The sequence below is a fragment of the Pseudomonas sp. P5_152 genome, from assembly GCF_033989915.1.
In the GTDB taxonomy this organism is placed as follows: Bacteria; Pseudomonadota; Gammaproteobacteria; order Pseudomonadales; family Pseudomonadaceae; genus Aquipseudomonas.
The window spans coordinates 5,490,166-5,509,303 of sequence record NZ_JASFAH010000002.1; the positions used below are offsets into that span (position 1 = coordinate 5,490,166).

The following is a 19,138-nucleotide window of genomic DNA, read 5'->3' on the forward strand; positions in this document are numbered from 1 at the left end:
CTCAAGCGTGGCCTTGGCGGGCCGGATCAGAAGTTGACCGATGCACTCAAGCGGGCGGTCAGTGGTGCACCCTGGAACACGTAGTTGTCGCCCATGTACTCCCCGACATCGCGCCAGTAGCGCTTGTCGAACAGGTTATCGACGGTCAGGCGGAACACCGTGTCGTAGCCGTCGATGCGCGTGCTGTAGCGGCTGCCGATGTTGAACACGGCGTAGGCGCTGGCCTCGACCTGGCCTTCCTGGCTGGCGTATTTGCTGGCGCTGTATTGCACCCCGCCGAGCAGCGCCAGGCCGTCGACCCAAGGCAGGGCATAGTCGCCATAAAGACTGGCGCGCAGGTTCGGTACGTTGATGGTCTGGTGACCTTCGTAGGCCGGGGTGTCGCTGCCGCTGACTCGCGAGCGGATCGCCGCGACACTGGCGGAGATCTGCAGGCGCTGGCTGGCCCAGCCATTGGCCGAGAGCTCCAGGCCGGTGTTCTTCTGCTCGCCCTGCTCGGTGTAGGTGAAGCTGCCGTCGGCATTGGGCCGGGAATACTGATAGCCCTGGCGAATCTGGAACAGCGCTGCGCCGAGGCTCAGGCGTTGCCAGTCGTACTTGATCCCGGCCTCGATCTGCCGCGACACGGTCGGTGCGAGGATCTCGAAGGCATTGCTGGCAAACCACGGAGCCTCGCCACCCAGGGACAGGCCCTTGCTGTAGCGGCTGTACAACGCCAGGTTCGGCAGCGGTTTGTAGATCAGCGCGGCCTGGGGCAGGAACTCGTAGCGCTGGGTGTGGCGGGTGGTGTCGCCCTCGCTGTCGAAGGTCTCTTCATCGAGGCGCACTTCGCGCCCGCCGAGCACGGTCTGCCATTGTTCGTTGAAGCTGATCCGGTCGTTGAAGAACAGCCCGTACTGGCGGCTGTCCAGGTTTCGATACGAATCATTGAGCGGCCCCGCGTAGCGCGGGAAATCGGCCGGTTCGCTGGCGATGTTGGCGCTGCCGATCCACTCGTTGATCGGCTCGCGCTTGTCGACGATCCGCCGAAATGCGCTGCTGCCGACGGTCAGTTCGTGGCCCAGGCCTGCCGTGTCGAAGGTGCCGCTGAGGGTGGCCTGGGCTTCGTCGTTGCGCCGGGTGTCGTCGGGGCTGCGGAAGTCATAGATGTCGTAGTCACCCTCGGGACTGAAGTAGTTGGGCACCGCCGCACCGGCACAACTGGCGGCGCCGTAGCAGCCCCAGGCGAACGAGCTGTAGTCATCGATCACCACCCGGCTGCGCGAAGCGCTGAGGTTGCCTTTCCAGGTGTCGCTGAAGCGGTACTCGAAGTTGCCGTTGAGGTTCAGCGCATCGGTGGTCACCGGTTTCGTGCCGCTCTGATGCGCCAGCAACTGCTTGGGCGAGGCGTGGTGCGGCAACTCGGTGCCGCCGAGCAACTGGTAGCCCGGTGCCGAACGCTGTTGCTTGGTCTGGTACTCGACATCCAGTTGCAGCAGCGCGGCGTCGCTCAGGGTCCAGTCCAGCGCCAGGGAGGCAAAGTCGCGCTGGCCGTTGGTGTGCTCGACGTAGGAGTGCAGGTCTTCATGGGCCAGGTTGGCGCGCAGGCCGAACTGTTGTTCGCTGCCAAAAAAACCACCGACGTCGGTGGCCAGGTAACCGCTGCCGCGATCGTCGGTGGACACCGTGACCGAGTGCACATCGGTCGGCCGCTTGGTCACATAATTGATCAGCCCGCCGGGCTCGCTGACCCCGCTTTGCAGGCCCGCCAGGCCCTTGAGCAGTTCCACCTGCTGTTTGTTTTCCAGGCCGACGTTCTGCTCGCCGGTGATGGTGCGGCCGTTGATCTTGTAGCTGCTGGCCGCGTTCAGGGAGAAGCCGCGCACCACGAAGTTTTCGTAGTAGCCGACCGGTGCGTAGCTTTCACCCACCGAGGCGTCGTTTTTCAACACCTCGCTGAGCAGGCGTGCTTGCTGGTCCTTGATCAGGGCTTCGTTGATCACCGCAATCGAGGCCGGCGTGTCGAGCAAGGGCGCGGGGTCGAACCCACCGACAGCGGCCTCGGACACCTGGTAGCCGGAGTGGTCCTCGGCATTCACGGTCACGGCCGGCAGCAGGGTCTCGGCAGCGTGGACCGAGGGCAGGGCGCTGGCCAGCAACAGCCCGAGGGTCAGTTGATTGAAGGCAAAGCGCGGGGCGCAGCCGTCCTGGGGGGACGTCCGGTAAAGCCTATCCATGTGAAACTCCTTGATGACTGCGAGCCCGGGGCAGGCGAACACCGGGCATAGGGGCCCAGGTGCGCTCCAGGAAAGCGCTGTGCGGTAAAAAACAGGAAATCAGGTTAAATACGTGCCCCCGAGGGCATCAGTCCGGAGTTGCTCCGGTGGTCATCGGCAAGTTTGAATCCGCGGCCCATTCTTGCAGCGAGCCATCATACAAGAGCACGTCGTCGCGGCCGACCAGGGTTAACGCCAGGGCCAGGGCCGCCGCAGAAATTGCGCCGCCACAATACAGCACCAAGGGCCCTGGTACGTCGAGCAGTAGCGCAGCGAGTTGCTGTTGCAACTGGTCGCGTGACAGGTACCGGCCATCTGCGTCGAGCAATTGCCGCGCTGGCAGGTTGCGACTGCCGGGGATGTGCCCGCGCCGCGCGTAACGGCTCGCGGCACTGCCTTCGAACAATGCCTGGGACAGGGCGCACACCAGCAGTCCCGGTCGCTCACCGGACACCATCGCCTGCACACCGTCACGCTCGATCCACAAGCCTGGCCGGGCTGACAGCGACATGGCGGCCACCGGCAGCACCGGTTCAATACCCTGTGCCTGGAGCAAACCCGCTGCGCACCAGGCCTTGAAACCACCGTCGAGCACCTGCGCCGCCAGCCCGACGCTGCGCAGCATCCACCACAGGCGTGCGGCCCAGAAACCTTCGCTGCGATCGTAGATCACCACCTGGCGAGCGCCATCCAGGCCCAGCCGGGCCAGGGCGCTCGCCAGGTGTTCGACACCGGGCAGGGCAAAACTGAACGAGGCGTCGGGCAGGGCCAAGTCATGCAGCAGGTCGGCGTGCAGGGCACCGGGGATGTGGGCCTGATACCAACCGTCGCGCCCGCTGGCGACCTGGTAGTCGCGGTCGAAACGCGGTGCCGGCAGTTCGACGCTGGCGTCGAGGATCAGCAGGTTGGCGTCTTCGGCCATCAGGCTGGCCAGTTGCTGGGGGCTGATCAGTGGGTTCATGAACCTTGACTCCGGGTGGCGGCACGACGCCGTAGATGTTCGAGCAGGCAGTGGCCGGCGTCAGTCGAAAACCAGCGGGTGTGACCGATCAGGTAAGCCTTGTATGCGATGTCGGCACTCGCAGCGCAACCGACCACGCCGTTGAAGTAGGCGATCTCCGACAGGGCGAAATCCACATGCACCAGGGGCAGCAGGGCGGCCAGGGTCAGAAGCTCGGCCGCCGACAGCGGCAGGACACTGGCATAACCGGCCAGCAAGGCGTCGATGTCGTCGAGGGCCGCCGGGGCAGACCCGCCGCTGTCCAGTTCCAGCCAGGGAATGGCGTTGCGTTCGATGGCGGTGGCCAGGTCGAACAGGGCGAAGGTGCGGTCCGCCAGGCCAAAGTCCAGCACGCCGCTGACCTGGGCGTCGGCGGTGCTGGAACTCCACAGCAGGTTGGAGCCGTGCCAGTCGTTATGGGTCCATAACCCGGGTTGCCGGGCCAGCAGCGGTTGCAGTGGGCGATGCCAGGGCAGCAGCAGGGGCAGCAACTCGTCGCGCCATGGCTGGCGGTCCATATAGGCCGCCAGTGCCGGGTCGCGCTGGATGAACGTATGCAGGCTGGCGGCCAGGTCCGGACCGCTGCACAGCTTGAAGTTGGCCAGTAGCACCTGGGCCTGGCGCGGCGGGGCCTGGAAGTCCGCGGCGCCACGGTGCAAGCGGGCCAGCGATTGACCGGCCGACCAGGCCTGGTGCTGGCTGAGAAACGGCGTCCAGGACAAGGCGTCGCGATACAGGTCCTGACCTTCGGCCAGGGCATGCACCTCGTAGGTCCACTTGCCCTGAGCGATCGCCGTGTCGCCGTCGCGGTCGGCCAGCACTTCGGTCACCGGCACCCCGCGTTGCCGCAGATGGGCCATGAAACGGTGTTCTTCGCGCAGCCAGGCGGGGTTGCGTACCTGTTGTGGGTGGCGTTTGACGAACACCCGGGTGTTTTGGGTCTGGACCAGGCTGGCGGCCGAGAACGGCCGTGGGCTGTGCCAGTCCAGTTGCAGCGGCGCGCCGAGTTGCGGGTAGCCGCGCAGCAGTTGCGCGACATCGTCCGCCTGCAGCGGCGGCCACTGCGCCGCCACCGGTTCCAGGCCCAGGCCGTGGGCGCTGAAGGGTTCGTGTGCGGCCATCACAGCGGCTCCGGCAGGAAGGCGTTGCTGGTGGCCTGGCGCCAGGCCTGGGCATCGGACAGCACGTGGTTGGCGTGCAGCCAGTGGGCGTAGGGTTCGAGCAAGGCATCGCGTTGTTGGCCCCAGGTTCCCTGGTGCAGCCAGGTCGGCGCGATGGCGTGCAGCGATTGCGCCAGCAGCTCGCGGGGGAAGTACGGGGTGGCGCTTTCATAGGCCTGCAGCGCGCTGGCCGGGTCGGCGGCCGCAGCCAGGTAGCCACGGGCGGTGGCGGCGAGAAAGGCGCGGGTCAGTTCGGGCTGGTCCAGCAGGGTCTGTTCATGGGCTCCCAGCAGGTAGCTGTGATAGGCCGGGGCGCCAAGCTCGTCGACCGGCCAGACCACGCGCCGCTCGGCGGCGATCGGGCTGTCCATCAGTGCTTCCCAGGCCCAGTAGCCGCCAAAACTGGCATCGGCGAGGCCGGCGGCCAGTTGCTCGGGCCGCAACTCGCGGGTGCCGCTGTCCACCAGGATCAGCGCGTCGGGATCACCGCCATCGACCCGCATCAGATGCCGGACCATGGCCACGCCGCGGGGCGTCGGATTGAGCGCCAGGCGCCGACCCGCCAGGTCCCGTGGGCGCTGGATGCCGGAGTCGCTGAGGGTCTGGATCGATTCCAGGCCCGCATGGTTGATCGCCGCTACCCCCAGCAACGGTTGCCCCAGGGCGCGGCGTACCAGCAGGCGGTTGCTGGGGAACAATCCGAAGTGCACGGCCCCGGTCAACAGATGCTCGAGAGTGTCACCGCGCCAAGGGTCGTGCACTACCAGTTCGACATCCAACCCAGCCTCGGCGTACCAACCGCGTTCGCGGGCCAAGTACAGGCCTGCCGAATTAGGCCAGGGGTGAAAGTATTCGAGCATTACCCTTACACCAACCATCGATTTGCTACTCCAGTGCAAACGTTTAATGCGCCGATTTATAAGGTCTGAATCTGGTATATACCAATATCTTTTATCACTATGGATATACCCGATAGTCCCGCTGAAGCCTGCACCAGAGCGGTTTGCTGAAAATAATCGAGTCCTTGTTAGAACGATTATTTCTTTGGGTTATTTAGATAGTTGTCAGTCGAATATCCATGACCGCTGAACGGGTGCAGAAGTGGTGGTTATATCTGTGATTGCGTCGTTAAGTGGGTTGTAACAGCGGCATTGGCACTCGGTGCCGCACTAATGGAGTTGGCGCAGCGTTTTTCGCTGTTGTGGGGGCGTCTTGTCGTGGGAGAGCCAGTCCTTAGAATCGGCGCCATCGCTTCACCCAACTATTTAATCCTTGCGGGAGCTCCACCATGATGAATGCCATGCAGATGCCAATGTCGATGAACAGCAGCATGCCGATGATGCCGATGATGGGCATGCCGATGATGATGGCGACCATGAGCTGCGAAATGCTCGAAGACGGCATGATGTGCAAGATGATGCCGGCCGCTGGCATGGACATGGCGATGTTCAAGAACAGCGCGCAGATGATGCAGATGATGATGGACTGCGGCATGCCGATGATGATGCATTGCGCCAACATGAGCATGATGTGCATGTCCCAGGCGAGCATGGCCATGCCGATGATGGGCGCCATGATGCCGATGCCGGTGATGGGCATGCCGATGCCGTCGATGAAGTGCGTGATGGAGTGCAGCCTTCAGGCTGACAGCATGATGTGCAAGATCATGCCGATGGCGGGCATGAACATGGACATGATGAAGAACTGCTGTGGGTTGATGATGAAGATGATGAACGATTGCAGCATGCCGATGATGATGAGCTGCAATGGCATGCCGATGATGTGCTGCACTTGCTGATTGGGGGCTTTTGAGGGCGGGGGTGGATCCTCAGCATTCGCCCCTGGGTGTCTGCAAATCCTGCGAACACCTGGAGCCTCATTGTGGGAGCGAGCCTGCTCGCGATGGTCGTCAACGATGACGCGTGCTGCCTGGATGCACGCGTCGTACTTGAGGTTTTCGCGAGCAAGCCGCTGTTGGCCGGTCAGTCCAGGCGTTCCGGATACGTCACTACCAGATACGCCACTGCTTCGCTGTCCGCTGGGTTGCGATAGCGGTGGGGCTGGTCGGCGTAGAACAGGATTGAGTCGCCGGTGGAGAGCAGGTAGCGTTCTTCGTTGACACTGATTTCCAGCACGCCCTGGGCCACCACCAGGTTTTCCTGCACGCCCGGGCCATGGCCTGCGGATTGGTCTTCGCCCAAGGGGCTCAGACGCAGTTCGTAGAATTCCGATTGGCGTGCCACGTCGAACGGGAACAGTGCGCGGCTGACGAAGGCGCCATTGGCGCTGACCAGGCGTTTGCTCTGGTTGGCCGACAAGACCGCGACCCCTTCGAACGCGCGGTGTTCGAGAAACGCCGCGACCGAGACTTTCAAGCCCTTGGCAATTTTGCACAGCACCTTGATCGAGGGCACGCTGCGGCCGGATTCGATCTGCGCCAGCATCGCCCGGCTCACGCCGCACTGGCGGGCCAGTGCGTCCAGGGACAGGTGGCGCTTGCCCCGCAGGCGCTGCAGGTTTTGCGCGACCCGCTGACAAATCGGATCTTCTTCCTGAGGCTGCAAGTGGTTCAGATCGAGCACCGGTTCGTCGGCGCTGGCGAGAAAGCGCACGGGACCCTGGGCGTTCACGCGTGGCGGGTCTCGGTGCTGGCCGTCGGCCGGGCCGTGGTGAAGGTCTGCAGGCCGGCCTGCAGCGTGTACATATCCCACATGGCCCGTGCCCGTTGTTGAGCCTGTTTGCGTTTGCGGTAGCTGGCGAAGTCGATGAGGTTGTCAGTCGGATTCATGGGGCACTTCACTGTGGTGATGAATGACGGGATGGACTGAGCCTACGCGGAAATTGTTATATCGATAAATAATGATTTTCTATTTATTAATTCGTTTTGGTTCTTAAAGGTGTAAGCAAGAGAACGGGAAATAGACGCCTAAGCTAATTCCAAAAAAGTATTTATTTGTACTTTTTAAGATCGATTAGCTTTATGTCACGGCGCCAAGCCATGCCTGCCGCCTCGTCCCTTTTTCCATCCCGGGTGCGCTGTGTCGCGCTCGGGCCTGCTTGTCGAGAACGCCTGTGACCCTTATCCAATCCTCTCTGGCCAGCGCCCGGATCGAGACCCCAGCCCCGGATGCGCCCGCACTCGAAGCGGACGTGGTGCTTGAGTTGCGCGACGTGACCAAGGCCTACGGGCAGAACGACGCAGCGCCGGCGGTCAGCAACGTCAACCTGAAAGTCCTGCGTGGTGAAGTGTTGTGCCTGATGGGCACTTCCGGCAGTGGCAAGTCGACCTTGCTGCGGCACATCAACCGCTTGATCGAGCCTTCCAGCGGCGAAGTGCTGATTGACGGCCAGGCGATCAGTGGCTTGAGCAACAAGGCCCTGCGTGAGTTGCGTTCGCGGCGCATTGGCATGGTGTTCCAGCATTTTGGCTTGTTGCCGCACCGCACGGTCTTGGACAACGTGGCCTTGCCCCTGGAGTTGCGTGGCGAGCCCGAGGCGCAGCGGCATGCGGCGGCAGCCGTGCAGTTGCAGGCGGTCGGGCTGCAAGGCTGGGGCGAGCATTATCCCCATGAACTGTCGGGCGGCATGCGCCAGCGCGTCGGGCTGGCCCGGGCGCTGGTGACGGAGCCGGACATTCTGTTGATGGATGAGCCGTTCAGCGCCCTCGACCCGACCATCCGCCGCGACCTGCAGAGCCATTTCCTGGCCCTGGCCCGCGCACGCGGGATCAGCACTTTACTGGTTACCCACGACCCGGCCGAAGCCTTGCGCCTGGCAGACCGCATTGCGGTGTTGCGCCATGGCCGCCTGGTGCAACTGGGCACGCCTGAACAATTGCTGGAGCAGCCGGCCGACGCCGAAGTCGCGGACTTTTTCCGTGACTGCGCGCCGGCCAGCGCCCCTGCAAAAACGTCGACCAAGGTCGCGGCCCGACTGCCCAGCCAACCACGCGCGCCTTCCTATAGTCCCGGTCTGTCGGCCTGGCAAGCGTTGTTGCTGGGGCCAGCGGCGTTGGCGGCGCGGGGTAGGGGCGGGCTGTTCTGGCTGGCTTTTGCCAGTGAACTGGGCGCCTTGGCAGCCCTCGGCCAAGGATTGCTTAGCTCGGCCTGGCTGACGGTGCTGCTGGCGACGCTGGTGCTGGTTGCCAGTCGCTACAGCGCGCTGACGCTCAGCGCCCGTCCGGTGCGCGGCGGTGGCTCGGATTGGGCGCTGCCGTTGACGCTGTTGTTGGTCTGCCAGGTCCTGGTGATCTGGCGGGTGATCACTGCCGACACCAGCAGCGCGTTGCTGCAGTTCCCGGCCAATCGCCAGTTGCTGCTGGTGACGGCGCAGAGCATTGACCAGTTCATCAGTTGGTCGCAGGTGACTTTCGAAGGCGCCTTTGTCGGGGTGATAGTCGCGGTGCGCACGGTCATCGAAGGCATTGAGAGTCTGCTGGGCTGGCTGCCCTGGCCGGTCTCGGCCCTGGCCCTGGTGTTGCTCTCCTGGCGATCGGCCGGCCTGGCACTCGCGCTGACCAGCAGCGCCGCACTGCTGTACATCGGCCTGTTCGGCTTCTGGGAGCGCACCATTGCCACCCTGGCGCTGGTGGGGTCCTCGGTGCTGATTGCTCTGGTGATCGGCGTGCCCACCGGCATCCTGCTGGCGCGCCGACCATGGGTGCGCCGCGTGGTCACACCGCTGCTGGATGTGATGCAGACCCTGCCGACCTTCGTGTACCTGATCCCGGCCGTGGCGTTCTTTTCCGTGGGCAAGACCCCGGCGGTGATTGCCACGGTGATTTTCGCCCTGGCGCCGATGATCCGCCTGACCTCCCTGGGTATCCAGGAGGTGCCCAAGGATGCCGTCGAAGCGGCTGTGGCTCATGGCGCCAGTAGCTGGCAGACCCTGGTCAAGGTGCAACTGCCACTGGCCCGGCGCTCGCTGTTGCTGGGGATCAACCAGACCCTGGTCATGAGCCTGTCGATGGTGGTCGTGGCCGCCCTGATCGGGGCCGGCGGGCTCGGTTACGACGTGATGACGGCGTTGCGCAACATCAAGGGTGGCGAAGGCATGCTCGCCGGCGCGGCGATTGTCCTGTGCGCGCTGATCCCGGATCGAATCATTCAATCGAGCTTGCGCAAGCAAGACCCGACCTACAACTGAACGTGAGGCTTATCGTGAACAAACCCTTATCGCGCACCCTGGGCGCAGTGGCATTGCTGGCCTCGCTGATTGCTCCACCGGCATTGCTGGCCAAGGAAAAAATCGTCATCGGCGAACAGAACTGGACCGGTGCCATTGCCATTCAGCACATCCTCGGCGAAGTCATCAGCAGCCGTCTCGATGGTGATGTCTCGTACCTGGCGGGGGACGTCGCGGTGCTGTTGAGCGCCGCGTCCAAGGGCGATGGATCGGTGGACGTGCTGACCGACATCTGGTTGCCGAACCAATCGGCCGCCTGGGCCAAATACGTCACCGGCGGCACCCGTTCGCTGGTGCCCAATGCCCACCCCTATGCTGGCGAGCAGGGCTTCTACATCCCCGGGTACTTGCAGGACAAGTACGGCGTCAAATCGGTATACGACCTGAAAAAACCGGAAGTGGCGAAGTTCTTCGAACCCCTGGGCGGTGGCAAGGCGCAGTTGCTGGTGGGGCCGGCGGGTTGGGAGTCCACCTACATCGGCCAGATCAAGGCCAAGGATTACGGGTTTGCCGACAAGTTCGAGGCGGTCTCCACCGAGGCTTCGGTGACCTACGCCAAACTGGCTAGCGCCTACAAGGCCGAGCGCGGCGTGGTGTTCTACGCCTACACCCCGGACTGGATTTTCTCCGCCTTCGATCTGCGCCGCCTGGAAGAACCGGCCTTCGATGGCTATGCCCAGGACAACAAAAAAGGCGATCCGCTGTACAAGGCCGATGGTTGCTGGAAATTCATCAGCCCGACCGTCGACCCGGATTGGCTGAACAAGAGCCAGATCACCTGCGCCTTCCCGGACGCCAAGGTCCATGTGCTGGCCTCGGCCGCGTTGCAGCAGCGGGCACCGAAAATTGCCGAGTTCCTGCGCAATGTCGCGATCGAACCGGCGCAGCTCAACGAACTGATCCTGAAGATCGAGAAGGAACAGCAACCGGCTGACGTAGCGGCCAAGGCCTGGGTCCAAGCCCATGCCAGCACCGTGGACCAGTGGTTGCAGGCTTCGGCACCGACCGTGAGTGCGATCCCATGAGCCGGCCTTCCTTGCGATTGCTCGATGGTGGCATGGGGCGCGAGCTGCAGCGCATTGGCGCGCCGTTCCGGCAGCCGGAATGGTCGGCACTGGCGCTGATCGAGGCACCGCAGTATGTGCTGCGGGCCCACCAGGCTTTCATCGACGCCGGTGCGCGGGTCATCACCAGCAACAGCTACGCGGTGGTGCCTTTTCATATTGGCGAGGCGCGTTTTGCCGAGCATGGCCTGGCGCTTGCCGAGCGGGCCGGGCGCCTGGCGCGGCAGGCGGCGACGGCCAGTGGCGAAGCGGTCACTGTAGCCGGCTCGCTGCCGCCAGCCCTGGGCTCCTATCGACCGGACCTGTTCGACCACTCGCGTTCGGTGGCAATTCATCGCCAGTTGATCGCCGGCTTGCAGGCTCATGTCGACGTCTGGCTGGCGGAAACCCAGAGTTCCATTGCCGAAATCCAGGCGGTAGCCGAAGCACTGGCCGGCGACAGCAAACCGTTGTGGCTATCGTTCACGTTGCTCGATGAAGTGGGCCAGCCGCCACGCCTGCGTTCCGCCGAACCGGTGGCCGAGGCGGTGCGCGTGGCGGCCGGACTGGGAGCACAAGCGGTACTGTTCAATTGCAGTCAGCCAGAAGTCATGGCCGCGGCATTGAGTGAGGCCGCCGACGTCATCCGCGGCCTGGGCCTGGCCATTGAGCTGGGGGTCTACGCCAATGCCTTCCCGGCGGTGGACGCCGAGGCGAAAGCCAATAGCACCCTGCTGGAGATTCGTTCCGACCTGGGACCCCAGGCGTACCTGCACTGGGCCAAGTCCTGGGTGGCCGTTGGCGCCAACATCGTCGGCGGCTGCTGTGGCATCGGCCCGGAACACATCGCCCAGTTGCACCAGCATTTGATCGAGCAGGAACTGGAGGTAGAAGCATGAGTGAGGTGGAGCAGTCCGTGTTGTTGGAACAGGCGACCTTTGGCGCCGGTTGTTTCTGGGGCGCGGAGGCATACTTGCGGGCGCTGCCCGGGGTACTCGATAGCCGGGTCGGCTTCGCACGTTCGGCCGATGGCGAGCCGGCGTTGATTGAAGTGGTGCAGGTCGACTTCGATCCCCGGGTGATTTCCTATACGCACCTGATCGAACATTTCTGGACCCTGCACGACCCGACCTCGGTCGACCGCCAGGGGGCGGATATCGGGGTCAAATACCGCTCGGCGTTGTTTTTCAGCTCGGCGCAACAGGCGACCAGTGCCCAGGCCGCGAAACAGCTACTGGACGCGTCCGGGCGCTTGGGCAAGCCATTGGCAACGGTGATAGTGCCCCTGGGGGAGTTCCAGTTGGCAGATGAAGCGCACCAGCGCTACCTGGAAAAACACGGTGCCAGCAGTTGTTCGATCTGAGGGCGGCCTTGAAAGCATCGTGGGTGTCAGGTGTCATCGATGTTGGTAGTGGCGGCGCCATCGTGGCATAGGTATCTACACAACTGTGGTGTGACGTTGCGCCTGTGGGCCGGCCAGGGTGTTGGATTAGACCGAGTACATATCCATTTTTGCGGTAACGGCCTCCTATGGTTCCGCCTGACGGCGGCTCACTTTTGAACAGCCCAAAAGTAAGCAAAAGGCTCTTACCCCACCACTCGGTGCCTCGCTTAGGCTCGGCATGCCCGTACTCCGACATTGATTTGGGGGGCCGCCGCAATGGGCCCTCCCTGGCCCTGTGCGGCTAAACCGGCGTCCTGCCGGTTTACCCCCCAAATCAATATCGGACTCCGGCCAGCGTGGTTAACGGGGCGCCCAGGATCAAAAACAAAGCGAGGCGGCCTGAAAGCCGACCTGATCACTGGGGCATGCGCGGTGTAGCTTCTACTTCCCAAGACGCTGACGAAGTCAGCAATCTTTTGATCTGGCTTTGGCTTTTGATCCTGGGCGCCCCGTTAACCACGCTGGCCGAACGCAGGCTTGAAGCCGTGGGTAACCCGGCAGGACGCCGGGTTAGCCGCCCCGCGCCATGGATGGCGCGTGGCGGCGGCCCACGGATTCAAGCCGGAGTGAGGGCACACCGAGCCCAAGCGAGGTGCCAAGTGGTGGGGCAAGAGCCTTTTGCTTACTTTTGGGCTCCTCCAAAGTGAGCCGCTGTAAAAGCGGAACCATAGGAGGCCGTTACCAAAGAAATGGATATGTACTCGGTCTAATCCAACCCCCCAGAGGCCGCCACGGTAGCAAGCCCCCTCGCCACAGACCGCTACAAAGTTGTGTAGATACCGATGCCCATCGCGGGCAAGCGGAACGTCGCCCGGCGATGCACTGTTATAAAGCCCGCGCCACCCTCCGTGCACTAAGCCAAGTCACGCCGCAGGCTGGTCGAGCCAGTCCGGGCGCCGCCGTACATGGCCTGCAAGCGCCCTGAATCGCGGCTGAGCGGGGCTGACCGCGATCCTGGCACAAAGGCTGCAATACATCTCGCAGGCCTGGCGCGCAGCAACACCGTCGTCCAGGCAGCCCCCTCGGTCAACGACGATCGATTGGCCGCACAGGTCGTGGGCAGCAGCGTTGAACCGGGCACAGCAGTCGGGTTTGCACAGCGCAAATGAACAGGCAAAGACGCCTGGAACCGTAAGGTTTCAGGCGTTTTTTTTTGCTTTTAGAACAGTGATCGGGTGCTACTTATGAACTCCAATGTTGCCGCGTTGAACACCTTGCAAACCCTGGTCGTGATCGGAAACGGCATGGTCGGCCATCATTGTGTCGAACAGTTGATCGAGCGCGGCGCCCTTGGGCGCTATCAGCTGCATGTCTTCAGCGAGGAACCGGTGCGGGCCTATGACCGGGTGCACCTGTCCGAATACTTCACCGGACGTGATGCCGAGTCACTGGCATTGTCCGACGCGGCGCTGTACCAGACGCCGGGGGTCACCTTGCACCTGGGAGTGCCGGTGCTGGAAATCGACCGTGCCCGGCGCCAGGTGATCACCGCCCAGGGCAGCGTCGCCTACGACACCCTGGTCCTGGCCACCGGATCCTATCCCTTTGTACCGGACATCGAAGGCGCCGAAGGCGACTCGCGGCTGGTCTATCGCACCCTCGAAGACCTCGACGCCATCCGCCGCGCTGCCAGCAATGCACAGCGCGGTGTGGTGGTGGGCGGGGGGCTGCTCGGCCTGGAGGCGGCCAATGCCCTGAAAAGCCTCGGCCTGGAAGCCCATGTGGTGGAATTTGCCCCGCGCCTGATGCCGGTGCAACTGGACGAGCTGGGTGGCCTGGCGCTGAAGTCGCAAATCGAACGGCTGGGTGTCGGCGTGCACTTGTCCCGCGCTACGCAATCGATCAGTGCCGGCGAGCAGTACCGCTATCGGATGAACTTTGCCAACGAAGAAAGCCTGGAAACCGACCTGATCGTGTTCTCCGCCGGGATCCGCGCCCAGGATGCCCTGGCTCGCCAATGCGCATTGAACATCGGCCCGCGTGGCGGGGTGGTGATCGACGACCAGTGCCTGAGCAGCGACCCGCATATCTACGCCATCGGCGAGTGTGCCTCGTGGAACGGCAGCCTGTTCGGCCTGGTCGCGCCGGGCTACCAGATGGCCCGCAGTGTCGCCGCGCAGTTGTGCGAGCAGGACGCTGAGCCCTTCATCGGCGCGGACATGTCGACCAAGCTCAAGCTGCTGGGGGTCGACGTCGGCTCCATCGGCGATGCCCATGCCCACACCCCGGGCGCGCGTAGTTACCAGTTCATCGACGAGGCCAGCGCCAGCTACCGCCGGCTGGTGGTCGACGCATCCGGCAAGCAGGTGCTGGGGGCGGTGCTGGTGGGCGACAACAGCTACTACGACACCTTGCTGCAGTACGCCCAGAACGGCATTGCCCTGCCGGCCGAACCGGCCAGCCTGATCCTGCCATCCTCGACCGGCGCGCCCACCCTGGGTCCGGGCGCCTTGCCCGAGTCGGCCACGGTCTGTTCGTGCCATAACGTCAGCAAGGGCGCGATCTGTTCGGCCATCGACGGCGGCTGCAGCGATCTTGCCCAGCTCAAGACGCAAACCAAGGCCTGCACCGGCTGTGGCGGTTGCTCCGGCCTGCTCAAGCAGGTGTTCGAGCACGAGTTGATCGCCCGTGGTGTGAGTGTCGACAAGAGCCTGTGCGAACACTTCGCCTTTACCCGGCAGGAGCTCTACGCCCTGGTGCGGGTCGAAGGGCTGCACAGTTTCGAAGAACTGTTGGCCCGGCATGGCCGTGGACACACCGGTTGCGATGTGTGCAAACCGGCCGTGGGCTCGATCCTCGCCTCGTGCTGGAACCAGCCGATCATGGACGCCTCGCTGGTGCCGTTGCAGGACACCAACGACACCTTCATGGCCAACATGCAGAAAAACGGCACCTATTCGGTGGTGCCACGTATCGCCGGGGGCGAGATCAGCGCCGAGAAGCTGATCGTGATCGGCCAGGTGGCGAAGAAGTACCAGCTGTACACCAAGATCACCGGTGGCCAGCGCATCGACCTGTTCGGCGCCCAGTTGCACCAGTTGCCGCAGATCTGGGGCGAGCTGATCGAAGCCGGTTTTGAAACCGGGCATGCCTATGGCAAGTCGACCCGCACGGTGAAGTCCTGCGTCGGCAGCACCTGGTGCCGCTACGGGGTGCAGGACAGCGTGGCCATGGCCTTGCTGATCGAGGATCGCTACAAAGGGCTGCGCGCGCCGCACAAGCTCAAGTTCGCGGTCTCCGGCTGCACCCGTGAGTGCGCCGAGGCCCAGAGCAAGGACGTCGGTGTGATTGCCACCGAGAAGGGCTGGAACCTGTACCTGTGCGGCAACGGCGGCATGCGTCCGCGGCACGCCGAGCTGTTTGCCACCGATCTGGATGACGCGACCCTGATCCGCTACATCGACCGTTTCCTGATGTTCTACATCCGCACCGCCGACAAATTGCAGCGCACCTCGGTCTGGCGCGAGAGCCTGGAGGGCGGGCTGGATTACCTCAAGCAGGTGGTCATCGACGACAGCCTGGGGCTGGGCGAGGAGCTGGAATCGCAGATGCAACTGGTGGTCAACCGTTATGAGTGCGAGTGGGCCAATGCCCTCAAGGACCCGGACAAACTCAAGCGCTTCCGTACCTTCGTCAACGACGAGCGTCCCGACCCGAGCATTCATTTTGTCGAGGAGCGTGGGCAACGCCGGCCCATCATGGCCGCCGAACTCAACCTTATCCCTGTCACCGAGGAGCTTGCCTGATGAACCTGTCCAATTCCCCGCGCGCCGCCGCCCGTTCACCCCTCTGGCAATCGGTGTGCAGCCAGCACGATCTGGTCGACAACTCGGGGGTGGTGGTGTGGCTCGACGGCGCACAAGTGGCGCTGTTCTACCTGCCGCAGGCCGAGGGCAAGACGCTGTATGCCATCGACAACCACGATCCGCAATCGGGCGCCTACGTCATCGGTCGCGGGCTGGTGGGCAGCCTCAAGGGCGAGCTGGTGGTGGCGTCGCCCCTGTACAAACAGCACTTTCGACTCGAGGACGGGTATTGCCTGGAGTATCCGCAACAGCGCCTGCGAGTCTGGCCGGTGCGCCTTGAAGGTGGGCAGGTGCAAGTGGACGTGGCCAACGATTGATCGACAGCCACCTGCGTCACCTGCCGGTGCTGGAGGCGGGGCAATTGATCGGGCTGCTGTCGATTGGCGATCTGGTCAAGCAGGCCATCGTCGAACAGGCCGATCTGATCCGCCAGTTGGAGCATTACATTCGCGGGCACTGAGCCTGTGATTGGCTGACTCAGAAGCGTCCGTTCAGGGGGTACTCGACGGCCAGGCGAATCTGCTCGGTGTCGAGTTCTGCCTGGGCGGTGTTGCCGCGGTGCAGGTTGTGCCGCAGTGACAGGGCCAGGTCCTTGGCCGGGCCGCTTTGCACCACATAGCGGGCTTCCAGGTCGCGCTCCCAATGCTTGCCGCCCTCACCGTAGCCCAGGTAGGCATAGCCGCCTGCCGGGTCGACGTGGCGCCCATCAATGTTGCTGCCGCGCACATAGGCGGCGCTGAGCACCAGGCCGGGCCAGCCGAGCGCCTGCAAGCCCAGGTCGTAACGGGCCTGCCAGGATTGCTCGTTGGGGGCGTTGAAATCCGAGAGTTGCACGGCATTGGTGAGGTAGATCGCACCCCGGGTCACGTAGTCGAAGGGCGTATCGCCATCGACTTTCTGGTAGCCCAGGCTGAAGGTATGAGCACCGTTGCGGTAGCTGGAGAGCAGGCTCCAGGTGGTGTTGTCGATCTTGCCCGACCAGGCCTGCCCGGTGTCGAGGGTACGGTACAGGTTGAGGTTCAGCGTCAGCGTCTGGTCGAGCCCCAGGGCATGGCTGTAAGTGCTGCCCAGGTAATGTTGGCGCCAGCTGTCTTCGTAGTGTGCGCTGTACAGGCTGGTGGAAAGCCCTTCAATCCCGTCGTAGACCAGCCCGGCAAGGTCGAAATTGTTGCCTTGCCTGGCGTTGGAATAATTCACCACAAACCCCTGGTCGTGGCTGCTGGCGTTGCGGTCGGTGCTTTCGTTGAAGTGACCACCCAGCATTTTCCAGCCGGCGAACTCCTGGCTGTTGAGAAAGAACCCGGTGGAGGTTTCCGGCAGCAGGCGACTGTCGGATGAACTGAAGACCGGGGTCTTGACCCGTTGCTCACCGTAACTGAGGGTGGTCGAGGAGGTGCGCAGCTTGAGCGCCGCGCCGCCACGGCCGAACTGGTCCTTGGGATGACCGGCGTTATCGAGCCCGAGCAAACGCGCCTTGCCGGCCCGACCGCCGCCACTGTCCAACTGCCAGGCGGCATAGGAATGGGCATCGACGCCCACCCCGACCAGGCCCTGGGTAAACCCGGACTGCAGGCTGCCCATCAATCCGTATCCCCACTCCTGAGCATTGCCACTGCGTTCGTTGCGCGGCTTGTAGGCATTGCGTGCGGCGTTGTTGCGCGCGCCGTGCTGGTATTCGCGGTGGTCCAGGACACTGCGGTTGAGCAGGCTCCAGCGACTGTCCTCGACCAGCCCGCGAGACTCTTCCTGGGCCGAGCCAGCCAGCAACGTGGTGGACTGCGCGGCGAGGGCGAAGGGCAGGGCGAGACGCTTGAATCTGATCATGTATGGGGTCCTTGCATACACCTTGGGCAGGCTGACAGCGCATGCCTGTGCAACGGGGTTTCGAACGGGTTGCGTAATGTAATACTATTACACAAAATATCAAGCCCAAAGGCCCAAGACAGGCCGTTTCCTCCACCCTCTGCGTTGCGAACCCCCCATGACAAATGCTGTTGTCCGACCCGCCGGCGCTGGCCGGTTGCTGTCCATCGATGCCCTGCGGGGCTTGGTGATTCTGTTCATGTTGCTCGACCATGTGCGCGAAACCTTTCTGCTGCACCGCCAGGTCAGCGACCCCATGGACATTGCCACGACCGAACCCGCGCTGTTCCTGAGCCGCACCCTGGCCCATCTGTGTGCGCCGATCTTTGTCCTGCTCACGGGCCTGTCTGCCTACCTGTATGGCGAAAAATACGCGGGCAAGGCGGATGTCTGCGGGTTCCTGTTCAAGCGCGGGTTGTTCCTGGTGCTGCTGGAAATCACCCTGGTGAACTTCGCCTGGACCTTCCAGATTCCGCCGACTGTGATCTACCTGCAGGTGATCTGGGCCATCGGCCTGAGCATGCTGGCCCTGTCGGCGCTGGTCTGGCTGCCACGCCCGTTGTTGCTGGGCTTGAGCCTGCTGATCATCGCCGGGCACAACCTGCTGGACGGCCTGCACTTTGCGCTGGAGTCGGCGCTGCATGTGCCGTGGGCGGTGCTGCATGACCGCGGCTGGATCGAGTTCAGCGAAGGCCTGCGCCTGCGTACCTCCTACCCGGTGCTGCCGTGGATCGGCGTGATCGGCCTGGGATATGCCATCGGCCCCTGGTTCGCCCAGGCCAGTGATGCCGCCTGGCGCCAACGTGCACTCTGGATCGGCGGTATCGCCGGGCTGGCGGGTTTTGTCGGGTTGCGCTTGCTCAACGGCTACGGCGACAAACCTTGGGTCCAGGGCGAGAGTACCCTGCAGACGCTGATGAGCTTTTTCAACATCACCAAGTACCCGCCGTCCCTGCTGTTCATCACCCTGACCCTGAGCCTCGGCCTGCTGCTGTTGCGCGGGTTCGAACGGCGCCAGGGCAGCCGCTGGATCCTGGTGTTGAGCGTGTTCGGCTCGGCACCGATGTTCTTTTACCTGTTGCACCTGTACGTCTTGAAGTTCGCCTACCTGTTGGCAGTGGCGTGTTTTGGCCTGAATCAGGGCAGCTACTACGGGTTTGATTCCGTGTGGGCGGTGTGGTTGGCGGCGGGGCTGTTGGCGTTGACCCTGTACCTGCCGGTGCGCTGGTTTTCAAGGCTCAAGAGCCGTCGCCGGGATTTGGTTTGGCTCAAGTATTTTTAGTCGCACTTGCTGATTTTCTGCTGGGGGCCGTCCCGCAGCGTGCAAGTCTGCGGGCGGTTAGAGAAGCAAGTACCTGTCAACTCTGACAGTAGACACGTCCG

Annotated in this window: 15 protein-coding genes and 1 pseudogene; 9 read left to right on the forward strand and 7 right to left on the reverse strand. The window is 63.4% G+C overall.

What is annotated here, in order from left to right; translation table 11 throughout:
• Positions 1-26: 26 nt before the first annotated feature.
• The 4 genes from QMK50_RS25250 to QMK50_RS25265 all read right to left on the reverse strand — a co-directional run bounded on the left by QMK50_RS25250 (position 27) and on the right by QMK50_RS25265 (position 5,275).
• Entirely contained in the window at positions 27-2,216 is a 2,190-nt protein-coding gene (locus QMK50_RS25250; protein WP_320334297.1) for a TonB-dependent siderophore receptor, read from the reverse strand.
• A gap of 127 nt (positions 2,217-2,343) precedes the next feature.
• The gene (locus QMK50_RS25255) at positions 2,344-3,216 is read right to left on the reverse strand and encodes a sulfurtransferase (protein WP_320334298.1); all 873 of its coding nucleotides are present in this window, start codon (positions 3,214-3,216) and stop codon (positions 2,344-2,346) included.
• Positions 3,213-4,376: a phosphotransferase enzyme family protein gene (locus QMK50_RS25260; protein WP_320334299.1), complete on the reverse strand. Its 1,164-nt coding sequence runs from the start codon at positions 4,374-4,376 to the stop codon at positions 3,213-3,215. The genes QMK50_RS25255 and QMK50_RS25260 overlap by 4 nt, the downstream gene beginning before the upstream one ends.
• Positions 4,376-5,275 (reverse strand): ABC transporter substrate-binding protein, encoded by a 900-nt coding sequence (locus tag QMK50_RS25265; protein ID WP_237234984.1) that lies wholly within the window; start codon positions 5,273-5,275, stop codon positions 4,376-4,378. The genes QMK50_RS25260 and QMK50_RS25265 overlap by 1 nt, the downstream gene beginning before the upstream one ends.
• A 428-nt stretch (positions 5,276-5,703) precedes the next feature.
• On the opposite strand from QMK50_RS25265, the gene QMK50_RS25270 reads away from it, so the two are divergent.
• The gene (locus QMK50_RS25270; protein WP_162530200.1) at positions 5,704-6,213 is read left to right on the forward strand and encodes a hypothetical protein; all 510 of its coding nucleotides are present in this window, start codon (positions 5,704-5,706) and stop codon (positions 6,211-6,213) included.
• Positions 6,214-6,397: 184 nt separating this feature from the next.
• Here QMK50_RS25270 and QMK50_RS25275 read toward each other — a convergent pair whose 3' ends face one another.
• Both QMK50_RS25275 and QMK50_RS25280 read right to left on the reverse strand, forming a co-directional pair.
• A complete protein-coding gene (locus QMK50_RS25275) occupies positions 6,398-6,988 on the reverse strand; it encodes a helix-turn-helix domain-containing protein (RefSeq protein ID WP_413787329.1) in 591 nt (196 codons plus the stop codon).
• A 53-nt stretch (positions 6,989-7,041) separates the two neighbouring features.
• Positions 7,042-7,203 (reverse strand): hypothetical protein, encoded by a 162-nt coding sequence (locus QMK50_RS25280; RefSeq protein ID WP_174244572.1) that lies wholly within the window; start codon positions 7,201-7,203, stop codon positions 7,042-7,044.
• A 284-nt stretch (positions 7,204-7,487) separates the two neighbouring features.
• On the opposite strand from QMK50_RS25280, the gene QMK50_RS25285 reads away from it, so the two are divergent.
• The 7 genes and pseudogenes from QMK50_RS25285 to QMK50_RS25315 form a co-directional block, all read left to right on the forward strand.
• Positions 7,488-9,560 carry an ATP-binding cassette domain-containing protein gene (locus QMK50_RS25285; protein ID WP_320334300.1) on the forward strand — a complete coding sequence of 691 codons (2,073 nt, stop codon included), beginning with the start codon at positions 7,488-7,490 and terminating at the stop codon, positions 9,558-9,560.
• Positions 9,561-9,574: 14 nt separating this feature from the next.
• Positions 9,575-10,624, forward strand: a complete 1,050-nt coding sequence (locus tag QMK50_RS25290; protein WP_401130464.1) for a glycine betaine ABC transporter substrate-binding protein — start codon at positions 9,575-9,577, stop codon at positions 10,622-10,624.
• The gene (locus QMK50_RS25295; protein WP_320334301.1) at positions 10,621-11,541 is read left to right on the forward strand and encodes a homocysteine S-methyltransferase family protein; all 921 of its coding nucleotides are present in this window, start codon (positions 10,621-10,623) and stop codon (positions 11,539-11,541) included. Before QMK50_RS25290 ends, QMK50_RS25295 begins: the two co-directional genes overlap by 4 nt.
• Positions 11,538-12,005: a peptide-methionine (S)-S-oxide reductase MsrA gene (gene msrA, locus QMK50_RS25300; RefSeq protein ID WP_320334302.1), complete on the forward strand. Its 468-nt coding sequence runs from the start codon at positions 11,538-11,540 to the stop codon at positions 12,003-12,005. Before QMK50_RS25295 ends, msrA begins: the two co-directional genes overlap by 4 nt.
• Before the next feature lie 1,265 nt (positions 12,006-13,270).
• Positions 13,271-15,832 (forward strand): nitrite reductase large subunit NirB, encoded by a 2,562-nt coding sequence (gene nirB, locus QMK50_RS25305; RefSeq protein WP_320334303.1) that lies wholly within the window; start codon positions 13,271-13,273, stop codon positions 15,830-15,832.
• Positions 15,832-16,209 (forward strand): nitrite reductase small subunit NirD, encoded by a 378-nt coding sequence (gene nirD, locus QMK50_RS25310; RefSeq protein WP_095169042.1) that lies wholly within the window; start codon positions 15,832-15,834, stop codon positions 16,207-16,209. Before nirB ends, nirD begins: the two co-directional genes overlap by 1 nt.
• Positions 16,206-16,352: pseudogene (locus tag QMK50_RS25315) on the forward strand (histidine kinase); the annotation flags it as partial. The gene nirD and the pseudogene QMK50_RS25315, both read left to right, overlap by 4 nt.
• A 17-nt stretch (positions 16,353-16,369) precedes the next feature.
• Here QMK50_RS25315 and QMK50_RS25320 read toward each other — a convergent pair.
• The gene (locus QMK50_RS25320; protein WP_320334304.1) at positions 16,370-17,716 is read right to left on the reverse strand and encodes an OprD family porin; all 1,347 of its coding nucleotides are present in this window, start codon (positions 17,714-17,716) and stop codon (positions 16,370-16,372) included.
• Between the two features lie 157 nt (positions 17,717-17,873).
• On the opposite strand from QMK50_RS25320, the gene QMK50_RS25325 reads away from it, so the two are divergent.
• Positions 17,874-19,037 (forward strand): DUF1624 domain-containing protein, encoded by a 1,164-nt coding sequence (locus tag QMK50_RS25325; RefSeq protein ID WP_320334305.1) that lies wholly within the window; start codon positions 17,874-17,876, stop codon positions 19,035-19,037.
• Positions 19,038-19,138 lie beyond the last annotated feature (101 nt).